This window comes from Chryseobacterium sp. GTID13, assembly GCF_056172655.1.
Genome location: NZ_JAOCMB010000006.1, coordinates 55,325 through 76,762, shown reverse-complemented (window position 1 = coordinate 76,762; position 21,438 = coordinate 55,325). Strand labels below are relative to the sequence as shown.

Annotated in this window: 24 protein-coding genes; 17 read left to right on the top strand and 7 right to left on the bottom strand. The window is 38.1% G+C overall.

Translation table 11 applies throughout. From position 1 onward, the window contains the following. Positions 1 to 56 precede the first annotated feature (56 nt). From N4G44_RS16550 to N4G44_RS16500, 11 genes are all read left to right on the top strand, one after another. Positions 57 to 332 (top strand): hypothetical protein, encoded by a 276-nt coding sequence (locus tag N4G44_RS16550; protein ID WP_474928425.1) that lies wholly within the window; start codon positions 57 to 59, stop codon positions 330 to 332. A gap of 2 nt (positions 333 to 334) precedes the next feature. After that, complete coding sequence (locus tag N4G44_RS16545; protein WP_474928424.1) at positions 335 to 634, top strand: sensor histidine kinase; 300 nt, start codon at positions 335 to 337, stop codon at positions 632 to 634. Further along, a complete protein-coding gene (locus N4G44_RS16540) occupies positions 603 to 1,280 on the top strand; it encodes a response regulator transcription factor (protein WP_474928423.1) in 678 nt (225 codons plus the stop codon). The genes N4G44_RS16545 and N4G44_RS16540 overlap by 32 nt, the downstream gene beginning before the upstream one ends. 165 nt (positions 1,281 to 1,445) lie before the next feature. After that, positions 1,446 to 2,768: a T6SS phospholipase effector Tle1-like catalytic domain-containing protein gene (locus N4G44_RS16535; protein ID WP_474929015.1), complete on the top strand. Its 1,323-nt coding sequence runs from the start codon at positions 1,446 to 1,448 to the stop codon at positions 2,766 to 2,768. A gap of 310 nt (positions 2,769 to 3,078) precedes the next feature. Further along, a complete protein-coding gene (gene abc-f, locus N4G44_RS16530) occupies positions 3,079 to 5,007 on the top strand; it encodes a ribosomal protection-like ABC-F family protein (protein ID WP_474928422.1) in 1,929 nt (642 codons plus the stop codon). A gap of 208 nt (positions 5,008 to 5,215) precedes the next feature. After that, positions 5,216 to 5,572 (top strand): hypothetical protein, encoded by a 357-nt coding sequence (locus tag N4G44_RS16525; RefSeq protein WP_474928421.1) that lies wholly within the window; start codon positions 5,216 to 5,218, stop codon positions 5,570 to 5,572. Between the two features lie 321 nt (positions 5,573 to 5,893). Next, entirely contained in the window at positions 5,894 to 6,496 is a 603-nt protein-coding gene (locus N4G44_RS16520) for a carboxypeptidase-like regulatory domain-containing protein (RefSeq protein ID WP_474928420.1), read from the top strand. After that, on the top strand, positions 6,436 to 8,277 hold the full coding sequence (locus N4G44_RS16515; protein WP_474928419.1) for a TonB-dependent receptor: 1,842 nt from the start codon (positions 6,436 to 6,438) through the stop codon (positions 8,275 to 8,277). The genes N4G44_RS16520 and N4G44_RS16515 overlap by 61 nt, the downstream gene beginning before the upstream one ends. Before the next feature lie 49 nt (positions 8,278 to 8,326). Further along, a complete protein-coding gene (locus tag N4G44_RS16510; protein ID WP_474928418.1) occupies positions 8,327 to 8,899 on the top strand; it encodes a hypothetical protein in 573 nt (190 codons plus the stop codon). Positions 8,900 to 9,038: 139 nt separating this feature from the next. Beyond that, the gene (locus N4G44_RS16505; RefSeq protein ID WP_474928417.1) at positions 9,039 to 10,373 is read left to right on the top strand and encodes a trigger factor; all 1,335 of its coding nucleotides are present in this window, start codon (positions 9,039 to 9,041) and stop codon (positions 10,371 to 10,373) included. A 183-nt stretch (positions 10,374 to 10,556) separates the two neighbouring features. Continuing rightward, entirely contained in the window at positions 10,557 to 11,243 is a 687-nt protein-coding gene (locus N4G44_RS16500; RefSeq protein ID WP_474928416.1) for a hypothetical protein, read from the top strand. Between the two features lie 155 nt (positions 11,244 to 11,398). Here the strand turns inward: N4G44_RS16500 and N4G44_RS16495 are convergent, their stop codons facing one another. Both N4G44_RS16495 and N4G44_RS16490 read right to left on the bottom strand, forming a co-directional pair. Beyond that, positions 11,399 to 11,983 (bottom strand): DUF3109 family protein, encoded by a 585-nt coding sequence (locus N4G44_RS16495; RefSeq protein ID WP_474928415.1) that lies wholly within the window; start codon positions 11,981 to 11,983, stop codon positions 11,399 to 11,401. Between the two features lie 5 nt (positions 11,984 to 11,988). Continuing rightward, positions 11,989 to 12,816: a DUF6427 family protein gene (locus tag N4G44_RS16490; protein WP_474929013.1), complete on the bottom strand. Its 828-nt coding sequence runs from the start codon at positions 12,814 to 12,816 to the stop codon at positions 11,989 to 11,991. A 119-nt stretch (positions 12,817 to 12,935) separates the two neighbouring features. Between N4G44_RS16490 and N4G44_RS16485 the strand changes: the two genes are divergently transcribed. Continuing rightward, entirely contained in the window at positions 12,936 to 13,169 is a 234-nt protein-coding gene (locus N4G44_RS16485; protein ID WP_474928414.1) for a DUF6341 family protein, read from the top strand. Positions 13,170 to 13,246: 77 nt separating this feature from the next. Here the strand turns inward: N4G44_RS16485 and N4G44_RS16480 are convergent, their stop codons facing one another. The 5 genes from N4G44_RS16480 to N4G44_RS16460 form a co-directional block, all read right to left on the bottom strand. Next, the gene (locus N4G44_RS16480) at positions 13,247 to 13,684 is read right to left on the bottom strand and encodes a universal stress protein (protein ID WP_040998116.1); all 438 of its coding nucleotides are present in this window, start codon (positions 13,682 to 13,684) and stop codon (positions 13,247 to 13,249) included. A gap of 58 nt (positions 13,685 to 13,742) precedes the next feature. Next, the gene (locus N4G44_RS16475; protein ID WP_474928413.1) at positions 13,743 to 14,348 is read right to left on the bottom strand and encodes a fumarylacetoacetate hydrolase family protein; all 606 of its coding nucleotides are present in this window, start codon (positions 14,346 to 14,348) and stop codon (positions 13,743 to 13,745) included. 90 nt (positions 14,349 to 14,438) lie between these two features. Further along, positions 14,439 to 14,837, bottom strand: a complete 399-nt coding sequence (locus N4G44_RS16470; RefSeq protein ID WP_474928412.1) for a putative signal transducing protein — start codon at positions 14,835 to 14,837, stop codon at positions 14,439 to 14,441. 3 nt (positions 14,838 to 14,840) lie between these two features. Next, positions 14,841 to 15,605, bottom strand: a complete 765-nt coding sequence (locus tag N4G44_RS16465; protein ID WP_474928411.1) for an exonuclease domain-containing protein — start codon at positions 15,603 to 15,605, stop codon at positions 14,841 to 14,843. Positions 15,606 to 15,691: 86 nt separating this feature from the next. After that, a complete protein-coding gene (locus N4G44_RS16460) occupies positions 15,692 to 16,405 on the bottom strand; it encodes a CDP-alcohol phosphatidyltransferase family protein (protein ID WP_474928410.1) in 714 nt (237 codons plus the stop codon). 89 nt (positions 16,406 to 16,494) lie between these two features. On the opposite strand from N4G44_RS16460, the gene N4G44_RS16455 reads away from it, so the two are divergent. From N4G44_RS16455 to N4G44_RS16435, 5 genes are all read left to right on the top strand, one after another. Beyond that, positions 16,495 to 18,423 carry an LTA synthase family protein gene (locus tag N4G44_RS16455; protein ID WP_474928409.1) on the top strand — a complete coding sequence of 643 codons (1,929 nt, stop codon included), beginning with the start codon at positions 16,495 to 16,497 and terminating at the stop codon, positions 18,421 to 18,423. A 217-nt stretch (positions 18,424 to 18,640) separates the two neighbouring features. Beyond that, positions 18,641 to 19,060 (top strand): DUF2147 domain-containing protein, encoded by a 420-nt coding sequence (locus N4G44_RS16450; RefSeq protein ID WP_260542754.1) that lies wholly within the window; start codon positions 18,641 to 18,643, stop codon positions 19,058 to 19,060. Positions 19,061 to 19,167: 107 nt separating this feature from the next. After that, the gene (locus tag N4G44_RS16445; protein ID WP_474928408.1) at positions 19,168 to 19,665 is read left to right on the top strand and encodes an RNA polymerase sigma factor; all 498 of its coding nucleotides are present in this window, start codon (positions 19,168 to 19,170) and stop codon (positions 19,663 to 19,665) included. A 249-nt stretch (positions 19,666 to 19,914) separates the two neighbouring features. Then, positions 19,915 to 20,280, top strand: a complete 366-nt coding sequence (locus N4G44_RS16440) for a hypothetical protein (protein ID WP_474928407.1) — start codon at positions 19,915 to 19,917, stop codon at positions 20,278 to 20,280. A 97-nt stretch (positions 20,281 to 20,377) separates the two neighbouring features. After that, positions 20,378 to 21,358: a pyruvate dehydrogenase complex E1 component subunit beta gene (locus N4G44_RS16435; protein WP_048502469.1), complete on the top strand. Its 981-nt coding sequence runs from the start codon at positions 20,378 to 20,380 to the stop codon at positions 21,356 to 21,358. The last annotated feature ends 80 nt before the right edge of the window (positions 21,359 to 21,438 follow it).

Below are 21,438 nucleotides of genomic sequence, written 5' to 3'. Positions count from 1 at the left end.
ACCTGGTACTTGAAAATATCAAGGCCCAGGAAGAAGAAAGAAAAAGAATAGCCGTGATGATCCATGACGATATCGGAAACCGGCTCAATATCCTTTCCCTGTGGCTGAATAACCTTGATACACAGGGAGATGATGTCATCAAAAAGAATATTTACAGCCAGATGTCATCATTAATTGATGCGGCCAGAAGTATTTCCCATTCATTATATCCTGTCAATCTTGAATCTGTAGGATTTGTGCTTTATGTAGAAGAGCTTATTGCCAATCTTTCGCATAAGATCAGTATTTCTCTGAAGGTCATGCCCGGGTATGAGAAAAAGATATTTTTGTAGAAGTGCAGCTGTACCGGATCATTCAGGAATTTACAACCAATGTGATCAAACATTCTACCGCTTCGGACCTTTGGATCTACATCAAAGATTATCCCCGGCACATGGCTGTTGTTATTTCTGATAACGGACAGGGGTTTGATTATGATCTAGTTAAAAAAGGAATGGGCATCAAAAACATCGAATCCAGGATAAAATCTATGAATGCTTCCCATAAATGGAAAAGTGCCCCGGATAAAGGAAGCCGTCTAATCATTTTAATTCCAAGAAACCATGAACTCCCAAATAAAAATAGCCTTAATTGATGATGAACAGCTGATCCTTGAAGGGGTGAAAATGCTGCTTTCCAACGAAAAAAACATATCCGTATGTCTTACTTCCAATAACGGCCCGGATTTTATTGAAAAGCTCGGAACCCTTTCCGAAGATGAATTCCCTCAAATAGCCCTTGTAGATGTGCAGATGCAGCCTATGAACGGTTTTGAGCTGGTGGAAGCTCTCAAAGAAAAATACCCTGAACTCAGAATTATTATCCTTTCTTCCCATTACAAAACCTCCATTTTAGGATATATGGTAAAATTAGGCGTTTCTGCCTTTCTTCCTAAAAATTCGGACAGGAAAACCTTCATTGAGGCCATTACGATGGTGCATAAAAACGGAGTTTTCTTTACGGCAGAAGATCATCAGATGCTCTTTACCTACATGAACAGTACCGCAAAAAAGAAATCTCTTTTTGAAATGGAAGACGAGCTTTCCGAAAGGGAAAAAGACGTAGTGAAGCTGATCTGCCAGGAATATACCAATAATGAGATCGGAGAAAAACTATTCATCAGCCCCAGAACGGTAGAAAGCCACCGGCAGCGCATCCTGGAAAAAATCGGGGCAAAAAATACTGTGGGTATCGTCATCTATGCCGTTGTAAACAATATATATTCTCTGGATAAAATGTAATTCCGTAGAAATACGGAATTTTTTATTTGGTATTTTTCACGCTAGTATTGCTTTTCCTTCTTCCGTTAATTTGGAGATAAGTTTTTATGGCAGAATCACAAAATGAAGCTTTTACGGAAAACTTTCAATGATTAAAGCAAACACAGCGATGGAAAATAATATGATATTACCTGTCGGAATTTTTTTGACGGAACCGGAAATAACGGGATCAATGCAGGTTCGGCAAACAGGCCTTCAAACAATAATGAAAGCTATAAAGGTGCCCCGACGAATGTTTACAAACTGTTCAATATATTCAATGGGAACTACAAAATATATATTGAAGGAATAGGAACCGTTACCGGCAGCGAAGACAGCAATTTTGCTATGGCTACCTGCCTAAATCCTCCGGATGCCCAGGGATATTCTGCAGATGACAAACTGCAGAAAGCTAATACTTTCGTAGATAATCTGGTGAATAACAAAAATACTGATTATCATTTTTATATCTATGGATTCAGCAGGGGAAGTATGCTGGCAAGAGAATTTTGTAACCAGCTTGTCGCGAATTATCCCACGGCAAATGTCAGCATAAAATTTCTGGGCGTTTTTGATACCGTTGAATCAAAGCCTTTCAATACCTACGATATGGCTCTGCCCCAGCAGGTGGAAAATGCTCTTCATATATGCGCCATCAATGAATGCCGGTTCTTTTTCCCGCTTACCGGTTTTTTTGAGAATTCAAAGAATATGCAGGATACCAAAACAGAAACCGGAGGAGCTGTATGGAAAGAAATCTTTGTTCCGGGAGCCCATGCCGATGTGGGCGGAGGGTACCTGCAGGCACCTCAGTCAGTATATGTTTCTACAGATTTTATTAATGCAGGTGATTTACAGAATTATGTTTCAGACGTAAGAAATACAAAAACGGACGCTGAGGGAAATAAAATATGGGATCAGCTGCTTTCGGATTTTCAGGTCGAAAAGGGACTTGTGCTGTCCCAGGCCTATGTTTCCAGGGCACTGGTCCTGAATACGCTGCCGTTTGTATACGGGAGAATCATGCTGGCGGAAACCAATAATGTAACACCGGGAATTTTCAGTACGGATCTTACCAATTCAGGTCTTGAAATTTTGGATGATCCCTTTCTGGCAGATTTTGAGGAAAATCTTTCAGTTTATGTAAAAAGCTTTTTACCGGCTCTGAAACCTCATTATGATTATGCCGGTTTTGCAGACTATACCCATATTTCAGCTAACTTCGGAATGTACCACCATGATGCATTGCAGAAGTCGGCCGGTGAAATAGAAGCGGAACTTATCAACATGGGCCTTAACGTACCCAGCAGTACATCCGTAGACCAGGGCATTCAGACCAGGTTCCTCACCGAGCTGCATCTTCCCGAGGACAGTTTTGTGGTAGATTTTATGTATGGAACCAATGTTCCCAATAATGATATCTGGAGCCGTACTATCGGGATAAAATCTTTTGTTTCGGAACAGAATTAAATCAATATACAAGTACTTTTCAGTTTTAAATTTAGGTTGCGAGGGGTGTCTGTATGGGCACTCCTTTTTGGTGAAAAAGCAAAATGGCGAAATAGCAAAAAAGCAAAATGGTAAAATGGTGAAACCGTAATGATTATTAGTAAGCATATACCTCATTATTCGGGTTTCTTAGCCTCTTTGCCTTTTTACCTTTCCGCGGTTTTACCCTTCTGCCTCTTCACCTTTCAGTTATTTCTCGCTATTCATTTCTTTTTCCGTACTTTTGCACCCGAAAATTCATTATTCATTCACTTAATTTTTATTTAATAAAATGCTTTCGGTTCAAGGTTTAGGATTACATCATTCAGGAAACTATCTGTTTCAAAATACAAATTTCACCATTAAAAAGGATGATAAAGTGGGACTCGTTGGGAAAAACGGAGCCGGAAAATCCACTTTATTGAAAATGCTTTCCGGAGAAATTAATTTCTATGAAGGAAGTGTTGTCCCTGAAGGAAATGTAACCATCGGTTTCCTGAAACAGGATCTTGATTTCGTAAAAGGAAGAACCGTTTGGAATGAAACCATGCAGGCTTTTGAGCAGATTAATGCATGGAAAACCGAATTGGAAGAAGTTAATCACCAGTTGGCAACAAGAACCGATTATGAAAGTGATTCCTATACGGATCTGATCAATAAAATGACAGAGCTGAATGACCTTCTGATGAACCATGACGCCTACAATCTGGAAGGTGATATGGAGAAGATATTATTTGGTCTGGGCTTCAAAGCAGATGATTTCCATAAAATTACAGATGAATTTTCAGGAGGATGGAGAATGAGAATTGAGCTGGCCAAGCTGTTGCTTCAGAAGAATGATATCATGCTTCTCGATGAGCCTACCAACCACCTGGATATGGAATCTATCATCTGGCTGGAAAACTTCCTGAAAGATTATCCCGGAGCCATTGTTCTGGTAAGCCACGATAAGCAGTTCATGACGGCTGTCTGCAACAGGACTTTTGATATCAACAATAAAAAAGTTGACGATTATAAAGCCAACTATTCCAAATATCTGGTAATGCGTGAAGAACGCCGTGAAAAACTGATTCAGGCCAAAAAGAACCAGGACGCAGAGATTAAGCAGATGGAAGACAACATTAATAAGTTCCGTGCGAGTGCTACAAAAGCATCCTTTGCCCAGTCACTTATTAAAAAATTAGATAAAATTGAGCGTATTGAAGTGGATAACGAAGACGTTTCCAAATTCAATATCCGTTTCGTGCAGTCTATGGTTCCCGGAAAAGTTATTTTCGAGGCAGAAAACTTAGGAAAAGCTTACGGCAATAAACAGATTTTTGATAAAGTAGACTTCATCGTTCAGAGAGGCGATAGGATTGCCCTTTTAGGACAGAACGGACAGGGAAAAACCACTTTAGCCAAAATTCTTGCCGGAGATATCAAAGATTATACAGGAACCTGGAACCTGGGACATAATGTGAACATCGGATACTTTGCCCAAAACCAGGAAGAAGTACTGACTCCTAATAAAACCGTTCTGGAAGAAGCAGAAGATGCAGCGACGGAAGAAACCAGACCAAGAGTAAGAGACCTTCTGGGATCTTTCCTTTTCCAGGGAGATGCAGTAACCAAGAAGACAAAAGTGCTTTCCGGAGGGGAAAGAAACCGTCTGGCCCTATGTAAACTGTTGCTTCGTCCGTTCAACACGTTGATTATGGATGAGCCTACCAACCACCTTGATATTCAGTCCAAGGAGATTATTAAACTGGCTTTGCAGAACTTCGAAGGGACTTTGATCGTGATTTCGCACGACAGGGAATTCCTGGACGGACTTTGTGATAAAATCTACGAATTCCGTGACGGAAGAATGAAAGAATTCCTTGGAAGCGTAGGTGAGTATCTTGAATACAGACAAAAAGAAACACTTCGCGAAATATCTGCTGAAAAAGCAAAACTTCACAGTGATGATGTGAAAGTTGATGAAAAACCTGCTCCGAAAGAGGTAAAAGTGGAAGAAAAATCCTCAACCATTGTAAGCAAAGAGCAAAAGAATATTCAGAATAAATTAAAGAAAGTAGAAGAGAAAATCTCTGAGCTTGAAGCCGAAATTGAAGCCATGGAAGCTTCTTTTTCCAGGGAAAATCCTTCTGAAGAAACTTTGGAAAAGTACAATAAAGCTAAAGAAGAGTTAGATGTTGCTTTGCAGGAATGGGAGCATTTGGGGTCTCAGCTGGCTTAATTTTTAATTAAATAATAAATAAATCCTTCGCTCCGCTCAGGATGACACGTTAAAATTACAATGTCATCCTGAGCGAAGTCGAAGGATTTTTAAATAACGATATTGCCAAAAGCTCCTTTTTGTAACAAAAAAGACTTTTTCCGACGTATTGAGCAGTTTTAATAAAAACTTAATTAAAAACTTTAAATTATTTTTATAATTTTACGGGATGATTTTTAAGGAAAGCAGAAATCTGAAGAGTTTTATCTCCAAACTTTTGTTTGGGATCTACTTCATTGCGTTGTTTTCCCAAAGTTTTCACCACCACGATGCTGTCGATAACTTTAAGATCTTCAATCTTAAGAAGGCAGAAAACACCATCGCCAAAACTTCAGCCAAAGAAAAGCCGGGCGACTGTTTGGCCTGTCATTTCCTGGCTACAGGACATACCTTGGTTCCTGAAGAATTCAGTTTTACATTTGAGCATTTTACACATCAGGTAAAGCAGACCATTACTGTTCAGGAAAAAATATGGTCTCAGACCAAGTTCACTTTTCAGCTCCGGGGGCCGCCCGCAGTTGCATAATCATAGATTTTTTTATTGGCTTTAATCCGGATTAAAGTTCAATATTTTGGGATTAGTATTTGCTGATAGCCATTTTTATGTAGTTCGGATTTAAGTTCCGGGATACGGGGTTCGGGGTTTGTGATACATGATATAGAAATGTCAGTTGCAATTAACAGATATTAATTTTTGCAGACTCGTTGTTTCTATCTACATCTAGGCACATCATCTATCATCATTAATACATTTTACATTGTACATTTTACAATTAAAATAGATCCTATTCAACAAAATTTTTACGAAAAATGTACCTGAAAAAGGTACGCAATCAATCTATAGACAATGAAATTGATATATAGCCTGATGTTGGTTCTTTGCGGACTGACATTGATAAACGCACAGAAAACTTATACCGTGGAAGGATCTGTTCATGATTTTCATGATAAAGCGGCGTTGGAAAATGCTGTGGTGAAAATCGGAGAATTTACAGCCAAAACAGACCGTACCGGTAAGTTTATATTCAATAAAATTCCTGCGGGAAAATATATTCTCATTGCTAAACATCCTGATTGTGATGATTATACTGAAAATATAGGAGTAGATCAGGATATGCATCTGGCCATTACACTGGAGCATCACGTTAAGGATATCGAAACAGTGACGATCCATGGAAGTCATAAATCCAATGGCTCTTTAATCATTAAAACACTCGATAAATCTGAGATACAGAGAAATTCTACAGATAATCTCGGCAATTTATTATCGAAAATATCCGGAGTTACTACCTTAAAAACGGGTAATAATATTTCAAAACCTGTAATTCACGGGTTATACGGAAGCCGGATTTCTATTTTGAATAACGGAGTAAAACTGGCCGAGCAGGAATGGGGGTGGAGCATGCTCCCAATGTTGATATTAACAATTTTCAGCATATTGACGTCATAAAAGGTGCTTCTGCACTGAAGTACGGGAGTGATGCCATTGGAGGCGTTGTAGTATTGGAACCTGAAATTTTCCCTAAAAAGGATACCATAAAAGGTTCTGTGGGTCTCACCGGAATTTCTAATGGGAGGGGGCTTGGCCTGGATGTAGATGTCGCCAGAGTCTGGAAAAACGGCTGGGCCGTAAAGTCCGGCGGAAGCATTAAAAAGCTGGGCGACCAGAGCGCTCCGGATTATAACCTGAAGAATACGGGAATGGATTTCTCTTCTTTCAATTTTACAGTTCAGAACAACAGCTATGAAAAAGGAATCTCCTTTGATTATTATCTGACTAACCAGAATATTGGAATTTTAAGAGATTCCCATGTTTCCACTTCGGGGGATTATGACAGGGCCATGAATGCCAATCCGCCTGTTTATTCAGGGAAATTCAGTTACGACATTGATAATCCTAGACAGGTTATCGAGCATCATATTGCCAAAGTTTCAGCTTTTAAAAGGTTTGAAAATATCGGGAAGCTTTCGGCAACTTATAGCTATCAGTATAACCACAGACAGGAATATGATATCAGAAGAGGGGAACTGAAGGATACACCTTCCCTGGATCTTGAACTGATGACGCATCAGTTTAATCTCAATGATTTTCTGGAAAGGGAAAAATGGTCTCTGGAAACGGGAATTGATGGAGGTTTTCAAAACAATTACTCAGATCCTGCGACAAAAGCAAGACGTCTGATTCCTAATTATGATAAATATTCTGCCGGAATATATTCTGTTTTCAAATATAAAATTTCCCACGATTTTAATTTTGAAGCAGGAGCAAGATATGATTTCACCCGTTATGATGTTACGAAATGGTATGACAAAAGTGACTGGGACAAATTATATGCGGACACTTTCCCTCAGTTTTACGTAAAACAGGATCAAAACAGGATTTTAACGCGTCCCAAGCTTAATTATAATAATGTTTCCTTCAATGCAGGCCTGGAATATCGTCCAAGCTCAAATTTTGATTTGAAATTTAATTATGCAAAAGTGGGAAGATCCCCGAACATTGCTGAATTGTTTTCAGACGGGCTGCATCATTCTGCAGGGGTAATTGAAACAGGTGATATGGGTTTGAAAAATGAACAGGGGCATCAATTCAACTTAACGGTAGATTCAAAAATCAATGTTTTGAAGGGACTGAATATTTCTGTGAATCCATACTTCTTTATTACCAAAAACTTTATTAATCAGGTGCCGGTGGGAATTAAGGGAACCATCAGAGGGGTATTCCCTGAATGGGCTTACCAGCAGATCGATGCCAAAATGTATGGGGTGGATCTGGATATCAACTGGAAGCTTACCGATGATCTCACCTATGTGGGAAGAGGAGCTTATGTACACGGACAGGACGATACAAACAATGAACCTCTGATTTTAATGATGCCACCGAATTTTTCCAATGCGTTACAGTTTAAAAAGGAAAAATGGAATAACTTCTATTTTACGCTTGAAAACCAGACGTTTTTGAAGCAGACCAGATTCCCGATCCGCAATGCTCCGCTGGAAGTTTATGTAGATGGCGAGCTGGTGGATAAAATGATTGATTTCAGTACGCCACCCAGCGGTTATTCGCTCTGGAATATCCAAACGGGTATCAATATCAGCAAAAATCTTTCTGCGGGACTTATCGTGAACAATATTTTCAACACTTCGTACAGAGATTATCTGAACCGTTTGAGATTCTTCGCGGATGAGGCAGGAAGAAACTTTATTTTAAACTTTAGATACAGATTCTAAAGATTTCAAAACAATTAAATGAAAATTTTACACCTTTAAAATTCTTACAATGAACAAATTATTCAACACTAAAAATATTTTCAGACTATTAGCACTTTTATTCATCACAGTTACAGTTATTTCGTGTCAGAGAGACGGTTCGGTGGCAGAAGATGACCTTCCTCAGGAAGAGCTTACCAATATTATTTTACTGGTAAAAGAAGATACTCCGGGATCTACGGCGATCGAGTACAATTACAGTATCGGGGCAGGAGGAATTCCTACCATCCCTTTGAAAGACGGAAAATCTTATACCGTAGAAGCTAAGTTCAGAAACGGAAACGAAGATGCTACAGGAGAAATTATTGATGCTAAAGATGAGCATTTCCTTATTTTTGATTTTCCAAAATCTAATATTACTGTAAGTAGATTGGATGGGAACGACCTGAGAAAGGATGGAAAAAGAGTAGGATTAAAAACAAAATGGGATGTGACACAGGCCGTTAACGGAACCGCTCCTTTCCTGAAACTTACCTTGATCCATGAGCCTGAAAGTGTAAATGATGCCAAATCCGGAACTGCCTGGGGAAGCGTAGTTGGCGGAGAAACCGATGCTGAAGCTACCTATAACCTAAGCAACTAAAATAGTTGATTTGTATAGTAAAACCGCTGAAATATTCAGCGGTTTTTTATTTATATACATTTGAGTACTAAGAATTGATTTTAAGTGAGCAATTCTCATAAAAATTTCATATTTTTGCAACCTAAAATTTTAATCAATAATGAAGGTTACCGCACAAAACCATGATGACGTAAGTGCATTACTTACAGTGACATTGGAAAAATCTGACTACAAAGAAAAAGTAGAAAAGCAGTTGATTAATTATGCTAAAAATGCGCAAGTTCCTGGTTTCAGAAAAGGGAAAGTGCCTTTGAGTATGGTTAAAAAACAATATGAAGCAGGTATTGCATTCGAAGAAATCAACAGACAGGTTTCTGACGCATTGAACAACTATGTTAACGAAAACAAATTAAGATTAGTTGGTCAGCCTGTTCCTCAGCCAGTAAACGAACTAGATTACAATGCTGACAAAATTGAAGTTGCTTTCGAGGTAGGATATGAGCCTGAATTCACTATAGATTTAGCTAAATATGAAGCGCCTCATTATAAGGTAGAAGCTTCTGACAAAGAAATCACGAAGAGCATTGAGAACATGCAGAGACGTTTTGCAGAGCAGGTTCCTCAGGATAAAATCACTAAAGATTCTTATATAGCTTTAGAAATTTCTCAGGTTGTAGAAGAAGATGCTGAAGGAGAGCACCACCACCATCCAAAGAACGTTACCATTACAGCTGAAAACAAAGAAGTTTTCAAATTGGTAAAATCTTTAAAAATGGACGGTTCTGTAAAAGTATCTAAAGAAACTCTTGCAGGTGATGAAGAATTGGCTAAAGAATTAGGTTTCTCTAAAGAAGAAGTTGAGCATTTGCACCACGCTGAAGTAGAAGTTAAAGTAAAAGATTTCTATTCATTGAACCTGGCTGAGCTTAATCAGGATTTATTCGACAAAGTATACGGCGAAGGAACAATCAAATCTGAAGAAGAGCTTAAAGAAAAAGTAAAATCCGAATTGGATGAGTATTTCCAGCAGAATGCTGATGTTCACTATGTGAATAAAGTATTGGAGCAGGTTACTGAAAAAGAAGAAGTAAAACTTCCTGAAAACTTCCTTGTAAAATGGTTAATGTTCTCTAACCAGAACATCCAGTCTGAAGAGCAGGCTAAAGAGATTCTTAATGCAGAGAAAAACCAGCTAAGATACCAGATCATTGAAGGTAAATTAATGACGGATAACGAGATCAAATTAGACTATGCTGATGTATTGGCACAGGCTGAGCAGTTGGTAAGAAACCAGTTGGCGATCTACGGAATCCACCACTTAGGTGACGAAGAAATCCAGAAATATGCTGTTGAAATGTTGAAAGACCAGGAGCAGGTAAGACAAATTTCTTCTGAAGTAGCTATGGCTAAACTAAAAGATGTAATTCTTGAAAAAGCGTCTAAAAAAGAAACTAAAATTTCTCACGACGAGTTTTTGGAAGAACTTAAGAAATAATTTATTCCGATATAAATATTTGAAACCTCCGAGCGATCGGAGGTTTTGTTTTTTAGGCATATTTCTTAAAAAATCTTAATGGATCAGGGACAAAATCGTCTGGTATTTCACGTAAATGCGCCATGTTTATTTTCGTGTGGTCATTATTCATATATTTACACCTTAAACTTATTATATAGAGATATGAAAAAGATGATCATTCCGTTTTTCTGTGCCGTATTGTTCTCAGTTCCGGCAGCAGCTCAGAAAACCAGTGCATTTTCCGCAAAGACGGAAGTCGTAAAATCCAAACTGACACCAAAAGATGTTGTAGATAATTACTTTAAAGCTTTAGGAGGCAAAAGCAAGCTTGAAGCAGTAAAAACTACAATCGTTGACAATACGCTTAATGTCCAGGGAATGGATATCACCATGAGCACTATGAAACAGGGCAATAAATTTAAGTCTGTGCAAACTGCTATGGGGCAGAAGGTTTCCCAGGTATTTGACGGTGAAAAAGGGTATATTGAAAGAGCAGGCCAGAAAACCGATTTCCCGGCTGACAATATTGCTGAACTGAAAAAAGGGACTACTATTGAAGCATTGGCTTTTAATCCTTCCAACTTCAAGGAAGTAACAACAGAAAAGCTGGATGGCAAAGATTATAACGTACTATCTTCAGACAAAGGGAAATTTTACTTTGATGCGGCTACAGGGCTTTTATACAAATCTTCTGTAGGAGAAGGAAGCGTTATCGTAAAAAATTATATGACTGTGGAAGATATAAAATTCCCTTCTGAAGTGGATATTGACGGAAAAGGCCAGAAAGTAACGATAAAAACCACTAAGGTTGTTCTCAACACAGGAGTTTCTGATGCTGATTTCAAATAACCATTGATATTTTAAAGTATAAAAGCCGGATATTTTCCGGCTTTTTTTATGGTGAAAATAACTTTAACTCAACTTTAACTATAATGTGAATTTCAGTACCTGTTCAGGTAATGGATAAATAAAAAACCGCAGATTCAATCTGCGGTTTTGTTTATTTAAGAGCCATATGCGGCTTTCCATTCATCGGCGGCCTCGCATAGAACATTGTAGAAATCTTCACCGTACTTTCTGGTCAGCGGAGTTTTCAGAAACTTGTATACAGGAACCTGCAGTTCTTTTCCAAGCGTACAGGCATCGCTGCACACGCTCCACTCGTGGTAGTTAAGGGCAGTAAAAGTAGAATATTCCGTAACACGGATCGGGTAGAGGTGGCAGGAAATAGGCTTTTGCCAGTCTACAGCGCCATCTTCATAGGCTTTCTCAATACCGCACTTCGTGATTCCTTTTTCATCAAAAGTTACATAAGCACATTCGCGGTCCTCCACCATAGGCGTAACGTACATTCCGTCCATAGGATCGGTGGTCCATGTGCCTTGCTCTTCAAGGGCTTTGATGCCTTCCTGGGTAAGGTACGGCTTTATTTTATCAAAAATACTGTCTAAAATCTCAAGTTCGTCCTTATCTAGCGGAGCACCTACATCTCCTTCTACGCAACATGCACCTTTACATCTTGAAAGGTTGCAAACAAATTCTTCGGAAAATACATCCTCTGAAATCAATTTATCGTCTATCTGAATCATAATCTTTAAAATAAATTAAAATAGGTACCTGCTTTAAAAGCAATCATACTCATAATGATAAGCCACAGGCTTACCTCCTGCATCCAGTATTTAGGCAAAAATCTCATCATCCTGCTCAGGATAATGCTTGATGGGAATGCCAGAAGCAGTAAATATTCGTAATTTTTATTCATATACAGAATAATGGTAACCAGCTGTGCCAGCGAAAATACAAGCAGGAAAGTGTATTTGTACCGGCTTATCGGGCTTTTCTTATTATAGTTTTTAAAATGGTCGTATACAGCATAAATAAGCATCAGCAGAACAGGAACCAAAGGCAGAAGGTCCGTATAATCCGTCATAGGTCTTATCCTTCCAAACGGGAAATAATCAATATTCCAGCTTGTGAAGTTGAAAAAGAACATCATGGAGAAATAACTGAAAGCGATCAGTACAATTCCCAAAAGGAACCTGAAGAGATTTAAGCTTATTTTTTGAGAGGTAGCTATCACGTGAACAATCACGAAAAGAGCCATGGGCCAGGTCGTTGGCAGGAAAATAAAATTGAGCGCTACAATGGCTCCTACCAGGACATAGGATTTCTTCCTTATATCTTCATCAGCACTTGTCAGAAGCAGTAAAAGAAAGGAATTGGTAAGCAGCGAAACGGCAATACCGATGTCCAGGTTCCCCGGGTACAGCCCGAAAATAAAAAATGTATATAAAAACAGCGGCAGATGCGTCTGGTAATTAAGGGCAATACTGTGAAAACAAAAATATCCCAAAGCAATCCCAAGAAAAGTTATTCCGGCGACAATGGCTTCGTAGGTGTTGAAATTCAGTATGTTAAATATTACGACTACTAAAAGAAGAAAACCAATATAAACAGGAATTGAAAAATATTGCTTTCTTTTGAAAGTAATTTAAACATTTTTTATAAATTTGTACAAAGTTAATTTAAAAAAGGAAAATAATGACGTCTTTCTGGTTATTCTTAAGTAAAGTTTTCAAATGGACATTCGGTTTTTTTGATACATTTGGAAATGTTCTCAACTGGATTTTATTTATCGTTTGCTGTGTACTGTTTACTTACTGGTGCTATGTACTGGTTGTAAAATTGGGTGGAGATAAAGACAAAGACTATTATTCTCCGACTGAGGGTAAGAACCCTTACTACGATCCTAAGATCTATAAAAAAGAAGGTTAATTAATTGGTTATATAGTAAAAAACCGATCGGACACTAGTCTGATCGGTTTTTTTATTAACGATTAAAATTTACTTTTCTAGTCGTGGATAGGAAGTACCAGTACCGGAATATGAGAATCTTTCGTAAGCCCTTTCGTAAGGCTGCCTACAAATACATCATAAATTCCGCTTCTTCCATGTGATCCCATGACGATATAATCTGCATTTTTAGCTTTTGCATATTCCAGAATAGTATCCTTTGCGATTCCCTGTTTTAAGAGATGCTCACAGTCCACATCATGGGCAAGGATTCTCTGCTCGATCTTATTCAGCTGTATCAGCTCATCTCTGATCTCGTTGGCTTCTACTTCAGGAAAATATTGATATCCCATATCACCGATAGCAAAACCTATATCCGAAGGCGCTACGTGAATCAGAAAAATTCTGCCGTTCAACTGTTTTGCAAATTTTACGGCTCCGTCTACAAGCTGTTCTGTTTTGTCCCCAAAATCTACGGGTAGTACAATATTTATCATGACCTTTAATTTTGTATTCTAAAGATATGAAAAATTGCCGAAATTTTATGTTAAATACTTATAATATTCGAATATCAAGAATTTTATCATCTTTCAGATAAGCTTCAAGAATATCATTTTCATCAACCTTTCCAACTCCTTTTGGCGTTCCGGTAAAAATAAGGTCACCCACCCTCAGTGTAAAATACTGGGAAGCAAAAGCAACGATATCATCAAAGCTGAAAATCATGTCTTTTGTATTGCCGTTCTGTACCTCTTCCTTATTTTTCAGTAACGAAAACTGCAGTTCCTGAAGATCAAAATCCTCTTTTCTGAAAAAATTTCCTACCACAGCAGAACCGTCAAATCCTTTAGCCAGTTCCCACGGAAGGCCTTTGGATTTAAGCTCACTCTGAAGATCTCTTGCCGTGAAATCTATTCCGAGGCTGATCTCTTCATAGTGCTTGTGGGCCGCTTCTTTCTGGATGTATTTTCCTCCTTTTGAAATTTTCAAAACCACTTCCAGCTCATAGTGAATATCATTGGAAAATTCCGGGATATAAAAATCATTTCCCTTTAAGACCGCTGTATCGGGTTTCATGAAAATAACCGGTTTTTCAGGAATTTCATTTCCTAATTCTTTTGCATGCTCGCTGTAGTTTCTTCCTATGCAGATGATTTTCATAATGCTTAATTATTTATTTTATGAGTCCGCCATTGCGAGGAATGTAATGACGAAGCAATCTTTTACTATTCTTAAATTCTGAACTTAATATTAATGAGTAAACTCATTCCCGCAGTAATAACATACAAACTTCTGGCTCGACAAAATGGAGATTCCAAAGAAACTGGTTGCCCTGTCGTCCCTGTAAATATGGTTGGAACCGCATTTCGGGCACACAAAGTCAAATTCAGGATTCGAAATGGTATGCTCCACTTCCAGGGAATAAGCTTCATTGTCATTATAATCCTTCAGGATCTGTTGTGCCTTTTCCAGATCATCTTCAAAAACCTGAAGCTGAATGCCGCCAACAGCCTGAGAAAGCAGCCAGTCCGACTGAATCAGCTGTTCGTTGGCAATGAAACCATTAACACCGTTTTCAGCAAGGATCTGCTTATCCCTGTTGGCCTCAAGAGCCGTTTCATAAAATTTAAAGCGGACCAGATTCGACATGTTCTAGAATTTACTTGAAAGTTGAATTTTTGTAAATATTTTCTTGGTATATAAAGGGAAATCCGCATTCTGAAGCCATCCGTAATATCCCAGATCCTTCTGGAAAACAGCTTTTACAACCTGTCCTTTATACTTTCCAAAGTTGAAAACAGCTTCCGACTTATCGTTATATCCGATAAATCCTGCAAGATCAGCATTCTTATTATGGAAACTGAATTCACTTAAAGGAGCGATCTCATTCGGAATATCATCATACTTTCCAACCTGGGCATCCAGCACTTCAAAAGTAGCCATCACATCAGCTTCTGCGGAGTGGGCATTTTCCAAAACTTTGCCACAGTAAAACTGATACGCAGCCCCTAAGTTTCTGGGCTCCTTCTTATGGAAAATAGTCTGCGCATCCACCAGTTTGAATTTGCTAAGATCAAAATCCATCTCCACTCTTAAAAGTTCTTCTGCCAGAAGCGGAACATCGAATCGGTTGGAATTGAATCCTCCCAGATCACTTCCTGAAAGCATTTCCATAATTTTGGGTGCAATTTCCCTGAATGTCGGGGCATCTTTTACATCTTCATCATAAATTCCGTGGATCTCACTGCATTCCTGCGGAATAGGCACTTCCGGATTCACACGCCATGTTTTGCTTTCTCTGGAGGCGTCCGGATTTACTTTTAAAATACAGATCTCTACAATTCTGTCCTTTCCGATATTGGTTCCTGTAGTTTCAAGGTCAAAAATGCAAAGGGGTTTATGGAGTTTTAAATTCATTTTTTTAATTTGAAAATTTGATAATGTGTTAATTTGAAAATGGGCTGATTTCTAAAGTCTGATATCTGATGTCTGACGTCTGAAATCTAACCTAACTGTTTCTGGAAAACCAGCGACACGATAATATAATAAATAACAAGCATAGGAATGCCAACGATCTGAAACAGGATCAGAATAGCAATTCCACCACCTAATAAAATAATTTTCGGATAATTATCCTGAAGCTTTCTGGATTTGAATTTCATCGCCATCATTTTGATAGGGCTGATCAGAAGCCATGAAGTAATTGCAGTCAGTAAGATCAGAAACAATGAATTTTCAAATAAAAATGCAAAAGTGCCGGTTTCTTTAAAGGCATAATACAATCCAAACAGCAAAACGGTATTGGTAGGCGTATTCAGCCCTTTGAAATAATAACGCTGCTCCTCATCAAGGTTAAAGATAGCCAGTCTGAGACATGAAAAAACCGTCACAAAAATACCTAGGTAGCTGATGGCAAAAGGAAGATGCATGCCCAGGATTTCATTTCCAAACGGTTCCAGTGCCTTGTACATCGTAAGACCCGGAATCAACCCGAAACTTACCATGTCCGCAAGGGAATCCAGCTGAAGTCCCAGATTGGAATTCGATTTTAAAGCCCTGGCTACAAAACCGTCAAAAAAATCAAAGATAGAGGAGAGGATGAGGCAGATTGCCGTCGTATGGTAATCTCCTAAAATAAGATGGATTGCCCCTACACAGCCCGCAAATAAATTGGCAAGCGTCAGCAGATTGGCAAGATTGTTTTTCATGAAATTCATACCAGCAAAAGTAGGGTTTTTCAGAATTTTAACCTGAAATATTATGAAGGAAAAAATACATTAATACGATTTTGATGTAAATTTGCCGAATGAAATTTTTTAAAGAATTTAGAAAACAAGAAGTTCTGGTCCTTTTATACAGGATTTTCTTGGCATACGTTTTTTATCAGATTGCCCGCCTTTTGTTTTGGTATTTCAATAAAGAACTCATCAAGGTGGATTCCGTTTCAGATTATTTCAGCCTGGCATTTCATGGAACAGCCTTTGATACCACAGCAATCTTATACGTCAATGCCTTGTTCATCCTGTTAAGCCTTGTGCCGGTTGTTATCAATACAAAGAAAGGCTACCAGACCGTTCTGTTCTGGCTTTATTTCATCACCAACGGTATTGCTTATGCCATGAATTTCGGTGATTTTGTTTATTATAAATTCGCCCAGGCAAGACTGACCTCCACCGCATTACAGGTTGCCAAGCACGAATCCAATATTTTTAAAGTGTTTACGGTTTCCATAGGACAGCATCCTTTTGTGCTTATATGGTTTGTTGTTTTAATGGCTCTTTGGGTTTTCCTGTACAAAAAAGTAAAAATTACGGAACAGAAACCGGTACAACTTATCCCTTACTTTATCTGGTCCGTACTGGTTCTTTGCGGGACAGCTGTTTTAGTTGTCGGGGGAATCCGTGGTGACTTCAAGCACAGTACAAGGCCTATTAATTTAGTAGATGCCAACCGTTTTGTAGTCAATCCGCTTCAGGGGAATATTGTACTGAACAGTACTTTTTCTTTTTTCAGGACTCTGGGAACCAATAATTTTAAAGAAGTTCATTTTGTAGACGAAAAATTTATTGCAGATCATGTTCAGCCCTATAAACTCTACGACAGGAAGGTGGAAAATCGTCCTAATATTGTCATTTTTATCGTTGAATCTTTTGGCAGGGAATATTCAGGAGCTTTTAATAAAGATAAAAATATAAAAGGCTATGTTTCTTATACACCGTTTATAGACAGCCTTGCCGGCCAGAGCTTGATTTTTCCCAATACATTTGCCAACGGAAGGCAGTCTATTCATGGGATGAGCAGTGTACTGGCAGGGATTCCAAGCCTTACGGATGCTTTTACAAGTTCGCCTTATTCCAATCAGAAAATCCAGTCCATTGTTTCGGTTTGTAACGATCTGGGTTATGATACCTCTTTTTATCACGGAGCACCGAACGGTTCCATGGGCTTCCTCGGATTTGGAAATATATTAGGTTTTAAGCATTATTTCGGGAAAAACGAGTATAATCATGATGAGGATTTCGACGGAATGTGGGCCATATGGGATGAGCCGTTCCTCCAGTATTTTGCAAAAAATGTAGGGAAAAAGCGGCCTTTTATGACTACGGTTTTTACCGCTTCCTCCCACCACCCGTTCAAAATTCCTGAAAAATATAAAGGTAAATTCAAAAAAGGAACTATAGAAATGCATGAACCGATCCAGTACACGGATTATGCCATCAAAAAATATTTTGAGACCGCTAAAAAAGAACCTTGGTTCAATAATACCATCTTTGTTTTCACAGGAGACCATACCAACCAGATCGCTTACGGTGAGTATGAAAAAGCCATGAATCGCTTTGCTGTTCCACTGATATTTTATTCTCCAAATCCACAGTACAACCTTAAAGGGGTAAACCCTGAAGTTGCCCAGCAGATAGATATTTACCCTACGCTGGCAGACCTTATCGGATACAATAAGCAGATCAGAAGCTGGGGCAAAAGTCTTGTAAGCGACAAACAATATCCTTCTATTATTGTTAATTCCGATGGCAGTTCAGAGCAATTCATTATTGGAAACCATATGTACCGTTTCGACGGCAAGGAAATCACAGGAATATATGAAAAGAATGATCTTGGCTTTACCAACAACCTGATGGGAAAGGTAAAAACACCGGAAACAGAAAAAGAAATGCAGACGGCAAAGGCATGGTATCAGGATTATATGGACCGGGTGATCAACAGGAAGCTTCATTAGGGCAAAACGGCAAAACTGTAAAACAGCTAAGTAAGTTATGCTCTTTTTGCCGCCTCTGCCTTTTTACTATTTTACCCTTTCGCCCTTTAACCTTTCCGCTATTTTGTTATCATATGCTTTGTATAATAAAAAGTTTTTGTTTGTTTAAAATTAATTTATACTTTTAGCAGTAAATAGACAGCAAAAATCTTTTATTGGAATTAAAACTATAAAAAATATGAAAAAAGTATTATTAACATTCGTGCTCTCTCTGTTTGGCGTATTATCGTTCGCCCAGATTGAAGGCAAGTGGAAGACCATAGATGACGAAACCAAGCAGGCAAAATCTATTGTTGAGATCTATAAAAAGTCAGACGGAAAATATTACGGGAAGGTTTCCCAGCTGCTTATAAAGCCGGCGGATCCCAACTGTACAGGTTGTAAGGACGACAGAAAAGGAAAACCAATCTTAGGAATGGAGATCATCAGAGGACTTAAAAAAGATGGGGATGAGTTTACGGGAGGAACTATTACAGACCCTAAAACAGGTAAAACTTACAAATGTACCATTACAAAAAGCGGCGATAAGCTGAATGTAAGAGGATATATGGGAGTTTCCATATTAGGAAGAACCCAGGTATGGGACAAAGTAAACTAATTAAGTTTTTAAATAAAATTGTACAGCGGTATTTCAGAAATGAGATGCCGTTTTTGTTTTTTTTGAAAAAATCTGTAACGAAAATAAAAACTTCCCACTCATAAAGTATGAGTACAGAACTTGAAAAATTTTTTGTCGATTCTTTTAAGCCCAACCAAAGGTTGATCCATAAAATATGTAGAATATATACAGATAATGCAGAAGATCATGAAGATCTTTTTCAGGAAATCACTGTGCAGCTCTGGAGATCTTTTCCGGGATTCAAGGGAGAGGCTAAATTTTCTACATGGATGTACAAAGTAGCACTCAATACGGCAATGACTCTTTTTAGAAAACCACAGAGAAAAGAATTGAAGCATTCTGATATAGATGTTTCCTCTTTGAAAATGGAATATGAAGTATATGAAGATGATGAGTATAAGCTGAAAAAAATGTACAAAGCTATCCACGAGATGTCTGATGTGGAAAAAGCTTTGATTATGATGTACCTTGAAGATAAACCATATAAAGAAATTGGTGAAATTCTCGGAATCACAGAAGGAAATGCAAGAGTGAAAATGAACAGGGCAAAGAATAATTTGAAAACAAAAATAAATGCAAAATAATATGGAAGAACTGGAACTTTTAAAAAAAGACTGGAATAAAGAAAAAATAATTTTAAAAATTATTCCGACAATGAAATTTATTCAATGATCAAGTTAAAGTCTGTTTCAGTGGTAAAAATCCTGCTTCTGGTCGGCTTAACAGAAATTATCTTATGGTCAGTATATGGATATATAAATGGAGAGTTTCCTTACATCAGAATAATTTTGTTTTCTCTGTTTATTATCTTGGCTGTTTTTCTGTTTCGAAAAATGAAGACAAGTAATAATTCCTTATCTCTGATGAAAAATATCCTTAGTCTCAGAAGATGTATTCTGGGGTATGCAGGGATTTCATTTTTGCTAATAATTTTAGATAACCTTATCCATTTTAATTTGTACACGAAAGATTTTATGGCTGGAGCAGCAGATGGCTGGAATAAAAGTCATCATGAAATAACCCGTACCAATTCTGAAACTATGGTTCCCGGATGGGAAAATTATGCTGTGTTTGGAATTTGCGTGCTAATAAGCCTTTATATTCTCTATGTAATTTATAAAAAGACTTATGGTAAAATCCTTTTCGAATTGAGGAAGAACTATAGAGAGCTAAGTCTTACAGAAGAAAAGCCTTCTTGACCCAGTTAATATAAGATAACTCACTCAATGAAATGCTTTTTTGTTATGTGTATAATAAAAAAACACTATTTTTGTAATCTAAATTTTTCAAGAAAATATGGCAGAATATACTTTTCGTGAGGTAATTGCACAGGCAATGAGCGAGGAAATGCGTAAAGACGAATCTATCTACCTGATGGGGGAGGAAGTTGCAGAATATAACGGTGCATACAAAGCCTCTAAAGGAATGCTGGATGAATTTGGTCCTAAAAGAATAATCGATACACCCATTGCTGAACTTGGTTTCACAGGAATCTCTGTAGGAGCGGCAATGAACGGTAACAGGCCAATCGTAGAATTTATGACATTTAATTTCTCTTTAGTAGGAATTGATCAGATTATCAACAACGCAGCAAAAATACGTCAGATGAGTGGTGGTCAGTGGAACTGCCCGATCGTTTTCCGTGGTCCTACAGCTTCTGCAGGCCAGTTGGGAGCAACGCACTCTCAGGCTTTTGAAGGTTGGTTTGCCAACTGTCCGGGTTTAAAAGTTGTGGTTCCTTCCAATCCTTATGACGCGAAAGGATTATTGAAAACAGCCATCCAGGATAATGATCCGGTTATTTTCATGGAATCTGAGCAGATGTATGGGGATAAAATGGAAATTCCTGAAGAAGAATATTACATTCCTATAGGTAAAGCAGATATTAAGAGAGAAGGTACAGATGTTACTCTGGTTTCTTTCGGTAAAATCATGAAGCTGGCTATCCAGGCCGCCGAAGATATGGCTAAAGAAGGAATCTCTGTAGAAGTGATCGATCTTAGAACCGTTCGTCCTCTTGACTTTGATACCGTTTTAGCTTCGGTTAAAAAAACAAACAGACTGGTAATTCTTGAAGAAGCTTGGCCATTTGGTTCCATATCTTCTGAAATTACTTATATGGTACAGCAAAAAGCATTTGATTATCTGGATGCTCCGATCAAGAGAATTACTACTCCTGATGCGCCTGCTCCTTACTCAGCTGCATTATTTGCAGAATGGTTCCCTAAACTTGAAAAAGTAAAAGAGGAGATCAAAAAAGCGATGTACGTAAAATAACTATTATAGAGAAAAACTTCCGAAAGGAAGTTTTTTCATTTATTATATTCATGAAGAATAGTTCTTGACGTCATAAAATT